General features: G+C 67.9%; 8 protein-coding genes and 2 pseudogenes. 6 read left to right on the top strand and 4 right to left on the bottom strand.

The window, feature by feature from the left end; all coding sequences use genetic code 11:
• Positions 1 to 382: 382 nt before the first annotated feature.
• The 5 genes and pseudogenes from BZY54_RS08070 to BZY54_RS50790 form a co-directional block, all read left to right on the top strand.
• A pseudogene (locus BZY54_RS08070) lies at positions 383 to 1,038 on the top strand (transposase); the annotation flags it as partial.
• A gap of 750 nt (positions 1,039 to 1,788) precedes the next feature.
• Entirely contained in the window at positions 1,789 to 3,270 is a 1,482-nt protein-coding gene (locus BZY54_RS08060) for an aldehyde dehydrogenase (RefSeq protein WP_086724018.1), read from the top strand.
• A 53-nt stretch (positions 3,271 to 3,323) separates the two neighbouring features.
• A complete protein-coding gene (locus BZY54_RS08055) occupies positions 3,324 to 4,088 on the top strand; it encodes an SDR family NAD(P)-dependent oxidoreductase (RefSeq protein ID WP_208640590.1) in 765 nt (254 codons plus the stop codon).
• A 310-nt stretch (positions 4,089 to 4,398) separates the two neighbouring features.
• Positions 4,399 to 5,790 (top strand): MFS transporter, encoded by a 1,392-nt coding sequence (locus tag BZY54_RS08050; protein ID WP_086724016.1) that lies wholly within the window; start codon positions 4,399 to 4,401, stop codon positions 5,788 to 5,790.
• Positions 5,791 to 5,849: 59 nt separating this feature from the next.
• On the top strand, positions 5,850 to 5,996 hold the full coding sequence (locus BZY54_RS50790; RefSeq protein WP_158103828.1) for a hypothetical protein: 147 nt from the start codon (positions 5,850 to 5,852) through the stop codon (positions 5,994 to 5,996).
• 805 nt (positions 5,997 to 6,801) lie between these two features.
• On the opposite strand, the gene BZY54_RS08040 is transcribed toward BZY54_RS50790, so the two are convergent.
• The 4 genes and pseudogenes from BZY54_RS08040 to BZY54_RS55325 all read right to left on the bottom strand — a co-directional run.
• Positions 6,802 to 7,749 (bottom strand): alpha/beta hydrolase, encoded by a 948-nt coding sequence (locus tag BZY54_RS08040; RefSeq protein ID WP_208640589.1) that lies wholly within the window; start codon positions 7,747 to 7,749, stop codon positions 6,802 to 6,804.
• 69 nt (positions 7,750 to 7,818) lie between these two features.
• Positions 7,819 to 9,255 (bottom strand): MFS transporter, encoded by a 1,437-nt coding sequence (locus BZY54_RS08035; RefSeq protein WP_086724014.1) that lies wholly within the window; start codon positions 9,253 to 9,255, stop codon positions 7,819 to 7,821.
• A gap of 290 nt (positions 9,256 to 9,545) precedes the next feature.
• The gene (locus BZY54_RS08030) at positions 9,546 to 10,418 is read right to left on the bottom strand and encodes a helix-turn-helix transcriptional regulator (protein ID WP_167413960.1); all 873 of its coding nucleotides are present in this window, start codon (positions 10,416 to 10,418) and stop codon (positions 9,546 to 9,548) included.
• A 204-nt stretch (positions 10,419 to 10,622) separates the two neighbouring features.
• Positions 10,623 to 10,973: pseudogene (locus BZY54_RS55325) on the bottom strand (HPr family phosphocarrier protein); the annotation flags it as partial.
• Positions 10,974 to 11,097: 124 nt separating this feature from the next.
• On the opposite strand from BZY54_RS55325, the gene BZY54_RS08025 reads away from it, so the two are divergent.
• Positions 11,098 to 12,714 (top strand): SpoIIE family protein phosphatase (locus BZY54_RS08025; protein WP_158103826.1); only part of this gene is annotated, 1,617 nt, incomplete at its 3' end.

Genomic DNA, 12,714 nt, shown 5'->3' with positions numbered 1-12,714 from the left:
GCGCCCGGGCGGCGGTACCGAAACAAGCCGTCACAATGTCCGCCCCTGCCCTGGTGGGTCCAGTAGTACTCCGTTAGGCCTTCCGGGTAGTCGTGGTCAGCGGCATGGTGGGTGTGTGGACGCACGTGAAGGGAACCGTGCTCGAGGGAAGCCGGCGTTATCGTGGCGGATGTGTTCGCCTCGGTGCCGCGCAAGGACTAGGCCCTGTCGTCAAACTCCCGTCTGCCCCGCGACGCCATGCACGCCCTCTCGCCGCACCGGGCACAGACCCAAGTACGTCCAGTACGTGGGTCTGCGCCCGGCACGCCGAGAGCACGCACCTGACGCCGCAGGGCCCGCCCTTCGGGCGGACGACGGGAGTTTGACGACAGGGCCTAGCGGGCCACGAGCGACTGCCACCCTGCGGGGACTGATGATGGACGGTCGCCGCAAGTCCGTCCAGGCCATGACCTCGCGGTTGCCGGATGGGAACGAGAGAACCCCCAGCAGTTCGTGAACCAGTTCACCTGGTATCCGGTGCCGATGCGGCGCCGGATCGCCCATGGGTGGTGCCGCTGATCGGCCCGGACGCCTGGGCGGTCGACGACGGGGCGTTTCCCGAGGACGGCAGAATGCCGGTCGCCGTCGCCACCAGCACTGCAGGGCCTTGAGCGAGCAGACGAACTGTGAGGGCTTGTGCCGCCGGTGGTGGTGGCCGATTCCGGCTACGGCCAGAACGCTGACTTCCGAAACGGCCTGACCGACCGGGGCATCGACTACGTCGGGGCCGTCCGCTCCGACATCACAGTCCACCCTGACGACGCCCAGTCCATCACCCCGCCCTGGTCCGGCAACGGCCGCAGGCTACGACCCCGCTGCCGCTACCAGCCCTCCTCGGTGGCCGACACGGTCACCAGCCACGTACGACAGGCGTTCACCGAGATCACCTGGCGGGAAGGACCCCGCGGGCCGATCCACTCACACTTCCTGGCGTTGCGGGTGCGGTCGGCCGGCATCAGGGACCGTCGCCTGGCCCAGGCAGCCGCCACCGACGAGCACGTTGCTGCCGCGGTCACGGATCCGTCTCGTCGTCGGCAAGAACCGGGAGCCGACGCTGCGTCCACAGCTGCACGAGAATCGCACTCCAGACGGCGGCAAGTCGCCACACACACCATGATGAGCAGTTCCGATTCCAACTGGTTGACGAAATCTCACAATGCAGGATATCGTCCACGCACCGCTGCGAGGAGATGCTCGCCATCGCTGCTGAACCGCTGACACATCCCGCCAGCGCGTTGAGCCGGGTTCAGCAGTTCACAGAGATCTGGACGGTCCATCCGCGACTAGCGCGGCTCACCGACATGCTGTTGTGTATCTGTCTTGCGCCGGACTACTGCTCGAGGACGCGGTCCGGTCAACCTCGTACGGCATCGGGCCGGTCAAGGAGGGTCAGTTCCCCTACAAAGGTGTCCTACCCGGCACCGTGCTGACGGTGCAGACGAGCTTTGTAGCGTCCGGATCATTGCCGGCTTGCGGCGCGTGCCCTCTCGCGATGCGCGGTGGGGGCGAGGTGGCTGCGTTCACCGCCACGCGGTGCCTGGTCGACGCGATCGCCTGATTGGTCCCACGACCCCCGCGCGGTGCCGCCCGACCGAGAACCTATCGGTTTACGGCTCCGGGTCGACGCGCCGGCGATGGATACGGACGTCAGCGCGGGCGTGCGGCTCGACGGCGTCCCGATCAGCCGGTTCGACCGGTGTGAAGTGCTGCCAGCCGGCCGCGGCAACTGTTGGACTGGAGGAGAGACACGTGAAGGAACATCAACTCTACATCGGCGGTGAGTGGGTGGATCCCGAGGGAGGCGACCATCTGGACAGCGTCGACCCGTACCGGGGTGAGGTCTGGGCGCGGATCGCCCGTGGCGGCGTCAAGGACGTCGCACGTGCGGTCGACGCCGCCAGACAGGCACTGACGAGTAGCCCGTGGGCGGACATGTCCGCGTCTCAGCGGGGCGGGGTGATGCGCCGACTGGCGGATCTCGTCGTGGAACACTTGGACCGACTGGCCGAGATCGAGGTTCGCGACAACGGCAAGCTCCTTGCCGAGGTGCGCGGACAGCTCAGGTCCGTCGCGGAGTGCTGGTACTACTACGCGGGACTCGCCGACAAGATCGAGGGCGCCTCGATCCCCCTCGAGAAGCCCGACATGGTGGCCTTCACCAACCGGGAGCCAATCGGCGTGGTCGCCGCTCTCACGGCCTGGAACTCGCCCCTGTGGTTCACCGCGGTGAAGTGTGCCCCCGCCCTGGCAGCCGGGTGCACGGTCGTCGTGAAGCCCTCCGAATTTGCATCGGTGAGCACGCTGGAGTTCGCCGCCCTCGCCGAGCAGGCCGGTCTGCCCGCCGGCGTCTTCAACGTCGTCACCGGTCTGGGTCTGGAGGTCGGCAGCGCGCTGGTCGAGCACCCCGATGTCGCCAAGGTGACCTTCACCGGTTCCGACGTGACCGGCATGCGGGTCTACGAGACCGCGGCGCGGACCATGAAGCGGGTCTCGCTCGAGCTGGGCGGCAAGTCGCCCAACATCGTGTTCGACGACGCCGACCTCGATCTGGCCGCGACCGGGGCCGTGTCAGGCATCTTTGGCGCGGCCGGCCAAATGTGCGCGGCGGGATCAAGACTGCTCGTGCAGCGCTCGGTCAAGAAGGAGTTCACCGAGAAGCTGCTCGAACTCGCCCGCGGGGTACGGCTCGGGGACCCGATGGACGCCGCGACCAACGTGGGCCCTATCGCCACTCCGCCCCAGTTCGAGAAGGTCCTGCACTACATCGATGTCGCGGAGGCGGACGGTGCCCGCCGTCTGCTCGGCGGCAGGGCCGCGACAGGCCCCGGCCTCACCGGCGGCCAGTTCGTCGAGCCGACGATCTACGACGGCGTCACCAACGACATGCGCATCGCCCAGGAGGAGGTATTCGGGCCGATCCTGTCGATCATCGAGTTCGACGACGAGGAGGAGGCCGTCCGCCTCGGCAACGACGTCGCCTACGGCCTCGTTGCAGGGGTGTGGACGACGAGTATCGGTCGAGCGATGCGCATGTCGAAGGCCCTGAAAGTCGGCACAGTCTGGGTCAACACCTACCGCGCGTACAGCTACATGGTGCCCTTCGGCGGTACGAAGCGCTCCGGCCTCGGCCGGGAGCACGGGATCGAGGCGGTGCACGAGTACCTGGAGACGAAGAGCGTGGTGATCTCGACGCGGGACGACGCCCCTGCGAACGCGTTCGTGATGCGCTGACCGACGGCTTTGCACACAGGAGCCACAAATATGAGCACAGCGAGGTGAGTGTCATGATGGCAGGTCTTGCCGAGTCCGCGGGGTCCGGCGCCGGAGAGCCGGCGCAGCGGCTGCGCGGTCGGCGCGTGGTGGTGACCGGAGCGGCGTCCGGGATCGGGCGCGCGACGGCGCGGCTCTTCGCGGCCGAGGGGGCGGCCCTCGCCCTGCTCGATCGCGACGAGGCCGGTCTGAGCCGAACCGGTGAGGAGACGGGCGGCAGTACGTTCGCCGTCGACATCACCAACGAGGAGGTGATGGCGCGGACGGCCGAGGAGATCTCCGAGGCGCTCGGCGGAATCGACGGTGTGGTCAACGCCGCGGGCATCATGTTCCAGGGTGCGGCGGCGGACGTTCCGGCCAAGGCGTGGCGCACGATGCTGGAGGTCAACCTGACCGGTACCTACATCGTGATCCGCAGCTGCCTGCCGTGGCTGACGCGGGCGCCGGCCGCGACGGTGGTGAACATCGCTTCGGCCCAGGGGCTGCTTCCCAACGCGCCGAACCATTCCGCCTATGCCGCCTCGAAGGGTGGGGTGATCAACCTGACCCGAGCCCTCGCCGCGGAGCTGGCACCGCAGACCCGGGTCAACAGCGTCTGCCCCGGCATGGTGGACACCCCCATGGCGGGCGACAACGGGTGGAACGTGCAGAACTACGCGATGAAGAGGATGGCCGATCCGATCGAGATCGCCCGAGCCGTCCTGTTCTTGACCGGTAGCGAGTCATCCTTCGTCACCGGGGCCGCCTTGGCCGTGGACGGCGGCCGAGCATTCCACTGAGCGTGCCGCCCGGTGACCGCTGAGCAGCCGATGAAAGCTGCATGACAAGTACATGCCACATCGTGCTGGGTACACCACCGAACGGACGGCGGCCGTCATCGGTGGACGTTGGGGTCGCACCGAAGGGGAGCGACCAGATCGACACGGTCGAGGCCAGTACCGCTCCTGGTCGTCTCCGGAATCCCGCGGCGTTGATCAAGCCTGAGACGACGTTGCCCACTCATCGGAATCCGGTCGGCGCCTCGCCGGGCGAGCCCTCTGGCAACTCGCCGAACACCCTCTCGTGCCGACCCTCTAAGGAGGCCTTGCCATGCCTACGGAACACCCGCTCCCTTCCGACCCGGCGCCACCGACCACGGCTCTCGAACCGAGCCCAGGCCCGGCTCCCGAGCCGGGCTCGGCCCAGACCCACGCACCCGGCGACAGCCCTGGCCGGCGCCTGCTCGGTGGGGCCGTCGGCAGCTTCGTCGAATGGTACGACTTCTACGTCTACGGACTGAACGCGCCGATCCTCGCCGCGCTGTTCTTCTCGGCGGACTCGAGCCAGACAGTCGCAATTCTGAGCACACTGGCCATCTTCGGCATTGCCTTTGTCTCACGCCCGCTTGGTGGTGCCCTCTTCGGCTACCTGGGCGACCGGTACGGGCGCGTCCGGGTGCTGTCGGCCACCATCTTGCTGATGGGCGGCAGCACGGCCCTCATCGGTGTGTTGCCCACCTACGAGACCATCGGCATCGCGGCACCGTTGCTGCTCATGCTGTGCCGCCTGCTCCAGGGCTTCTCGGCCGGCGGCGAACACAGCGGTGCCCTGACCTACGTGGTGGAGTCCAGTCCGGCCGGCCGCCGCGGACGCTGGGTCAGCGTCGTCTATGCGGCCTCGTACATGCCGAACGCCTTCCTCGCGCTGCTGTTCCTGGGGCTGCGCGTGGGCATGGGCGAGGAATCCTTCACAGCGTGGGGCTGGAGGCTGCCGTTCCTCTTCGGCGGGGTGCTCGCGGTCGTGGGGCTGTGGCTGCGGCGGCGGCTCAACGACCCGGAGTTGTTCGTCGAGGCCCGCAAGAAGGCCCCTGTGGCCAATCCGCTCAAGACCGCCCTCACACACGACCTTCCGTCGCTGGTCCGGGTCGTATTGCTGGTTGCGCCGCAGGGTGTCGCGGCCTATCTACTGATGACGTACATGTACACCCACCTGGTGAGCAACATCGGAGTAAGCCCCGGCACCGCTTTGGGGGCCCAGGCCCTGACCTCCATCATCGTCACGGTTTTGATCCCGTTCGCGGGTGCCCTGTCGGACCGGGTCGGTCGCAACCGGATGATGGTCGTCGGACTCGTCTGGCTGGCGGTGGCCGCGTTGCCGGCAATGCTGCTGGTCGAGCAGGCCGACTTCATGGGGGCGTTCATCGGCCAGTTGCTGATCGGCATCGGAATCGTGCTCTTCTGCCCCGTCTCGATGGCGACCATGCTCGAGCTCTTCCGCACCTCGTCGCGGTACTCCGGCCACGCCGTGTCGTACACGATTGGCCAAGGACTGTTCGGCGGCACCACCCCACTCCTCGCAGGCGTGCTGGTGGCCTACTTCGGCCCGGTGGCACCCGCCTACTACGTGATTGCAGCTGCGCTGTTCGGACTGCTCGTCGTAGCCCGGACGCCCGAGACCAGCAAGGTCCAGCTGTCGGACAATGACGCGGCGCCGAGCGCGTAGGCCCGCGGTTAAGACTGAGCAAGGGCACTCCGACGGTTCCCGTTGAGAGGACCAGGCTGATGCTCACCGGTGGCATGCTCGTCGAGAGCGAGGGTGGCCGGGTAGACCGCAGCGTCGACCCGGCCACCGAGGAGGCCGTCGGGCGAGTCCCGCTCAGCATGGTCGCAGCCCGCTGGGCAGGAATGCCGGTCTGCCCGGCGCGCTGAGTACCTGCACCGGCTCACCGCCGCGCTCGAGGCCCGGTCGGACGAACTGCTGTGCCTCGCGGCGGCCGGCGCCGGGGACTCCCTCACCGGGACGGCCGAGGATACGGTGGATGAACGGGAGGGGCGTTCTGGGGGGCGCAGGTCTGGCTGCCCGGCGAGTGCACTGGCGGTGACGGGTTGCGCGGCATATGCGCGTCGTCCGCCAGCGCACCTGCATCAAGTACGGGGTCCAGTCGACCCTGCACCGCAACCTTAATGCCCTGGCTTCCGGTCATTACCTGTAGGTCCACTGCGAGCTTCGATACGGATCCGCGCCCGCCCTCGAAGCCCCGGGAAGCTTCGACTCGCGGTTCTTCCACGGTGCCGGAGACGATCTCGAGGAGTGGGCAGCCGCCAGCCCAGCCAGCCGGTGCGGGTTCCGGCCGTGAGTGCGCCGATGAGTATGCCGAACGTGGTCCAGCTGCCGATCGTGCCCGTACTCGCCGCGGTCGGCCTTCAGCACCTACGGTGCCGTCATGCCGCACATGCTCGACGATGGGGGGCTCGGCCCGGTGGCGTCTCAGTCGCGCCGATGGGCCTGCGACGCCCGGGCTTGCCGCGCTACCCCCCCCGGGCTGGTGCTGCCCGTATTGATCGACGATCTGCCTGCCTCAGCCCCGTCAGTGCGACGGCCGGCGCACCGGGGCGTCATGATGTCCCAGGCGGCCGACCGTGGCCTGCTCTCTGGCGGCGACTTCGCTCGCTGTTGCTGTCACCTGACCGTGATGACCGGACTGGCCGCGATCATCGGACCGGCATGAGCTGCTTATGCCAGGCTCTTGGTGAAGAATTCCTCCAGCTTGTCGAACGGAATTGCGTCCGTCCTGTCGTAGAGGTCCACATGGTTTCCGCCCGGGACGAGGTGCAGCTCCTTGGGTTCGGCCGCCTCCTTGTAGGCGTCCTCGCTGAAGTACCTCGAGAAGGCGTCCTCGCCCGTGATGAAGAGAATCGGTCGCGGCGAGATCGACTTGATGTGGGTGAGCAGCGGGAAATTCATGAACGACATGCTGCTCGTCAGCGTGAACTGGGTGATGGAATTGGGGTGATAGCCCCGCGGCGTCGAGTAGAACTCGCCGAATTCGCGACCGACGGGGTCGGTGTTCTCGTCGAACCCGATCGGCGCACCGCGCGGGCCGAGCACGGGCGTGCCGTTCAGAAAATCGTCGTACCGCTGCTGGGCGAGGGTGTCGAGGTAGGCGTTGCGTTCCTCTTCGGTGAGGGAGTCGAGCGGGCCTTTGGAGGCCATCCTGGAGATGTCGACCATCGCAGCGGTTGCGACGGCCTTGATGCGCCGGTCGACCTGGGCGGCGCTGAGCAGGAACCCGCCGCTGCCACAGAGGCCGATTCCGCCGATGCGCTCGCGGTCGACGAAGTCACGCGTGCCCAGGTAGTCCACGGCCGCACTGAAGTCCTCGACGAAGATGTCGGGTGACGACACATGGCGCGGTTCGCCGGCGCTGTAGCCGTTGTACGAGGGGTCGAAGGCGAGGGCGACGAAGCCGCGCTTTGCCAGGTTCTGTGCGTAGATCCCCGGCCCTTGCTCCTTGACGCCGCTGTACGGGGGGCCAATCATGATCGCCGGATGCTGCCGGGAGTCGTCGAAGTCCTTCGACAGATACAGGTCGGCCGCGATGGTGATGCCGAACCGGTTCTTGTACGAGACGGGAGTGCGTGTGACGTTCTCGTCGAGGTCGAAGATGTAGTTGTCCATCATAGGTGCCTTTCTCTTCTGCCTTCTTTTTCCGTTTTCCGGTGATTTGATTCTTTATTCTAGTTTTCCCGCTCACCGTCGTCGCAGACTGAGGACGGGGACCAGGTTCAGGAGCAGTCCGATGGCCGCGACGCCGGAGACCAGTCCGAGGCCGGGCCGATACGGAGTGAAGTCGGCACCGCTCTGGCCCGCCCCGGCGAGCACGGCCGTCAGGACGGCGAGGACGAGGGCAGCACCGACCTGGCCGGAGGTCTGTACCAGGCCGGAGGCGAGGCCTTGCTCGGAGTCGTCGATGCCCTCGGTGGCCTGGGACATGATGGCGCTGTAGCCGAAGGCGAAGCCTCCGCCGAGAAGCAGCAGCGACGGGAGCATGGTGACCGCGTAGTCGGGTGTGTAGCCCGCGGTGGCGAGGAACCAGACGTAGCCGAGGGTTGCCGAGGTCATCGAGGTGATGATCAGCGGTGCGCTGCCGAAACGGTTGACGAGGCGTCCGGCCAGGGGCGAGCCGATGGCGACGATCAGGCCGACGGGGAGCAGCGCGAAGGCCATCCGGAGCGGTGACCAGCCGCGTCCGTCCTGCAGGAACAGGGTCATCATGAACTGGAAGCTGAGGTAGGAGCCCATGAGGGCGACGATGCTGAGGTTGGCCCGCACGGTCGTGGCCTTGCGCAGGATGCCGAAGCGGATCAGGGGGTGGCGGACGCGCCTCTCGATCAGCACGAAGGCGAACAGCAGGACGACCGCGAGGGCGAACGTACCGAGGGTCGCCGCGGAGGCCCATCCTTGGTCGGGGGCCGTGACCACGGCGTACACGGCGAGCAGCATGCCGGCGGTGAGGGTGATGGCGCCCGCCGGGTCGTGGCCGCCGTTTTCGGTCCGGCGGTCGCGCGGAATCAGCGTCAGGCCGGCAACGAGGGCGAACAGTGCGAGCGGAACCGGCATCAGGAAGGTCCAACGCCAGCCAATCCCGGTGAGCAGGCCGCCGAGGATCAGGCCGGACGAGTAGCCCAGGGCGCCGAAGAGGCTGAAGACCGACAGCGCACGGTTGCGCTGCGGGCCCTCTGGAAACGTGGTGGTGAGGATGGACAGGCTCGCCGGCGCGGTGAACGCGGCGGCCACGCCCTTCACGAAACGGGTGGCGATCAGTAGGGAGCCGTTGTCGACGAGGCCACCGAGCAGGGACGCGGCAGCGAAGACGGCCAGCGCGGCCAGAAAGACGCGGCGGCGGCCGAGGAGGTCGGCGGTGCGTCCGCCCAGCAGCATCAGTCCGCCGTACCCGAGAACGTAGCCGTTGATGATCCATTGCAGTGAGCTGGGGGCCAGACCGAGGTCGTGGCCGATGGACGGCAGGGCGATGCCGACCATGGAGACGTCGAGGCCGTCGAGGAACAGCACGAGGCAGAGGACGGCGAGGACGCCCCACAGCCGCGCGGTCCAGCGCAGCTCGACGCCAAGCGTCGACGTCGCAGGACGGGACGGAGCCCCGGGACGGGACTGGGTCAGTGACATGCCGGAGGAAACTCTTTCCTGACAGATGAGAAGGCGGGCCCGACGCCTCGGCGCTGAGGAACCGGCCGGACGAGGCCGAAGCAGCGAAGGAGCACTCCTCGATCGCCTCAGCGGCTGCGCTGCGACACCTGGCAGGCGGGCGGGCGGAGTGCGCGGTTCGACCTCGTTGTCGAGCGTGCCAGGGGATGCGGCACGCGAGGAAGGGAGAGCCTTTTCCTAGGTGCGGGCTGCGTAGGAGAAAACGCTCCCCCTTTGGAGGGAATACCTGCTGACGGGTCCGTCGCGGGGCTTCAGCCGGTGGTTTTGCTGGTGACGGTGTTACTGGTGTCGGCGGTCCAGGAGGCCAGCAGGCGCAGGTTGTCGTGGGTTGGGGTTCCGGGCTCTGCGGTCCAGACGATGATCTGTAGATCGGGATCGGCGGCCCACGTGACGGCGTTCCAGTCGAGGTGCAGGTCTCCGACGACGGGGTGGCGCAGGTGCTTGGACCCGGTGTCCCTGACGGCGACGTTGTGGGCGGCCCACCACTGGCGGAACTGGGCGTCCTGGATCGAGAGTTCGCCGACCAGGGCGGCCAGCTTCGCGTCGCCCGGGCTGTTGGCGTTGTGCATGCGTATCTGGGCGATGGCCAGGCGGGTGACGCCCTCCCAGTCCGTGTACAGCTCGCGCATCGCGGGATCCGTGATGAGCAGCCTGATGTAGTAGCGCTGCTTCTCGGGGATCTTTGCGAAGTCGGTGATCAGGGCGGCGCCCATGGCGTTCCAGGCGACGATCTCGGTGCGCGGTCCGATCACGAAGGCGGGGGTGTGCGCCATGTCGTCGAGCATGCGCTGCAGCTGCGGCTGGACCTTCGGGCGCGGTTGGCGGCGGGGCGGCCGATAGTCGTGCTTTGCCGCCAGCTCGTACAGGTAGGCGCGCTGATCTTCGTCCAGGCGCAGCACCCGGACCAGGGAGTCCAGCACGGACGGCGAGGGCTGGATACGGCCCTGTTCGAGCCGGACGTAGTAGTCGGTGCTGATGGCGGCGAGCACGGCGACCTCCTCACGGCGCAGGCCCTTGACACGCCGCGGGCCGCCCTCGGGCAGGCCGACGGAGGCCGGGTCGAGTTCGGCACGGCGCGCCTTGAGGAACTCCCCCAGATCGTTGCGGTGAGGATCGCTGGTCATGTCACCAGCCTGCCATCGAACACCTGCTGTGTGGGGAGGAGAGATCTGTCCCTGGAAGCCGTCCTGGCCAAGATGGCACCTGGGCGTGGGATGGGCCGACCTCCGGCACAGTGGCGCGGAGGTCGACCGCATTCCGTCATGCTCAGCCTGGCGGCAGGCCTCTTGAGCCGCGACAGCGTCCAGGTTGCACGCCAGCATCTCGCTCAACGCGTCGAGCGACCGCTCAGCATCGGGCCGCTCGATGGACAGGAGCACTTCGTCTCCCTGGCCGGCGCCCAGACTCATCACTCCGAGAATGCTGGTCGCGCCCACGGTGACGTCTCCCGTGGTGATGCTCACGCGTGTGGCGCTCTTCGCTGTCGCCTGGACGAACACCGAGGCCGGCCGGGCGTGCAGCCCGAACTCGGATCCGATGGTGACGCGGCGTTCTGGCACGGGCCTTCCACGAGTCCGTTGACACGGGACCGAGGGAAGGTTGCCTGCCGTCGACCGGCTCACCGCCCCCTTTGCCGACGAGAGCAACGCGCCCGGAGCGGCTCGGCAGCTATGGCACATTCTCGAGCAGTACTGCGTGACCTGGGTCGCTAGCATGAGAGGCAACGACAAGGCCAGAAATGGGCTGATGCCGATGGGCACACCGACGGCTTCCGGGGGCCCCGACGCAGGATCGTGGGACGTCTTGCAGGCCACGGCGTTCGTGGACGGCCAAGGCCGCATCTCCCTGTGGAGCCGGGAGGCTGAATCCCTCCTCGGGTATCGGCCAGCGGACATCTGCGGCACGCCCGCCGTTGACCTGCTGATCACTCCCGACGACCGGGAAGCCGCACTGATGGCGGGCCGCCGGAGGGACGGAGCCCACAAGGGCTGGGACGGCGCGACGGCCATGAGGCACCGGGACGGGCATGAGGTGCGGGTCGCGCTGCGCGTGCGTCCTGTGCTGGGCGATCAGGGCCCGGCCGGTTGGTCGGTCAATGCCGCCGACATGCGGCAGGTGGAGCAGTTGGAGTTCGATCACGCGATCCTGGAAGCACTGTTCAAACAGGCTCCGATCTCGATCACCGTGGTGGACACCGATCTGCGGTTCCGGGCCGTCAACAATGTGGCCGTACGAGATCTCGCCCTGCCTGCCGAACGGATCATCGGCCGCCGCAACCGGGACGTCGCACCGTACATCGACTTCGAGGCGGCTGAAGAACACCTACGACGGGTGCGGGACACCGGCGAGTCGGCGATCGGCTTCCCGCTGCGCGGCCGCCTCCCCTCGGACTTGGAGCGCGACGGTGTGTGGTCCACCTCGTCCTTTCGGCTGACAGACTCGGCCGGGCACGTTCTGGGCATGTGCCAGACCTTCGTCGACGTCACCGAAGGCCATCGGGCCAAACAGCGGCTGGAACTGCTGAACGAGGCCAGTGCGCGGTTGGGGAGCACGCTGGATGTCGTGGGAACCGCTCAGGAACTGGCCGACGTGGCTGTTCCTGGACTGGCGGACTTCGCCGTCGTGGACCTGCTGCAGGCCACAGTACGTGGGGAGGAGCCGGCCCCCGGTCCGGTGGGCGAGCCGGCGTTGCTTCGCCGGTCGGGGCTCCGGTCGGCGCGGGAGGGAGATCCGGAGGCTGCGTTCGCCGTGGGGGACACGGTGGCGTTCTCCCCGGGCAGTCCCCAGGCCCGGTGTCTGGTCGGCGGGCGGTCGGAGCTCAAGCGGAAGCTGGATGCCGACGACCAGTCGGCCTTCGACACACGCATCGCCGAGAAATTGCGGGCGTCCGGCGCACGCTCGGTGATGGTGGTGCCGCTAAGGGCGCGAGGTGTCACGCTCGGCGTGGCTGTCTTTGTCCGTCACCACGACTCCGCTCCGTACGATGTGGGGGCTTTGGCCCTCGCAGAGGACTTGTGTTCGCGTGCTGCCGTGTGCATCGACAACGCCCGCCGCTACACCCGCGAGCACACCACCGCTCTGGCTCTGCAACGCAGCCTGCTCCCGCATGATCTGCCCGACCACCCTGCCGTGGAGACCGCCTATCGCTATCTGCCCGCTGCCGCCCACGCCGGCGCGGGAGGGGACTGGTTCGACGTCCTGCCGCTGTCCGGGGCCCGTGTCGCCCTGCTGGTCGGCGATGTCACCGGGCACGGCCTGCACGCGGCGGCCGTCATGGGACGGCTGCGCACCGCCGTCCACACCCTGGCTGAGCTCGACCTCGACCCCGATGAGGTCCTCACCCACCTCGACGATCTCGTCGTCCGGCTGGCGGAGGAAGATCCTGAGTGCCAAGGCGCCAGCTGCCTGTACGCCGTCTAC

This window comes from Streptomyces carpinensis, from assembly GCF_002154505.1.
Classification (GTDB): Bacteria; Actinomycetota; Actinomycetes; order Streptomycetales; family Streptomycetaceae; genus Streptomyces; species Streptomyces carpinensis.
This window is presented reverse-complemented; position numbering and strand designations above follow the sequence as displayed.

What these genes read in the sequence shown, in the direction of transcription:
- BZY54_RS08055 (WP_208640590.1), top strand. Translation starts at nt 3,324, where the DNA reads ATGATGGCAGGTCTTGCCGAGTCCGCGGGGTCCGGCGCCGGAGAGCCG.
- BZY54_RS50790 (WP_158103828.1), top strand. Translation starts at nt 5,850, where the DNA reads ATGCTCACCGGTGGCATGCTCGTCGAGAGCGAGGGTGGCCGGGTAGAC.
- BZY54_RS08035 (WP_086724014.1), bottom strand. Translation starts at nt 9,255, where the DNA reads ATGTCACTGACCCAGTCCCGTCCCGGGGCTCCGTCCCGTCCTGCGACG.
- BZY54_RS08030 (WP_167413960.1), bottom strand. Translation starts at nt 10,418, where the DNA reads ATGACCAGCGATCCTCACCGCAACGATCTGGGGGAGTTCCTCAAGGCG.
- BZY54_RS08040 (WP_208640589.1), bottom strand. Translation starts at nt 7,749, where the DNA reads ATGATGGACAACTACATCTTCGACCTCGACGAGAACGTCACACGCACT.
- BZY54_RS08050 (WP_086724016.1), top strand. Translation starts at nt 4,399, where the DNA reads ATGCCTACGGAACACCCGCTCCCTTCCGACCCGGCGCCACCGACCACG.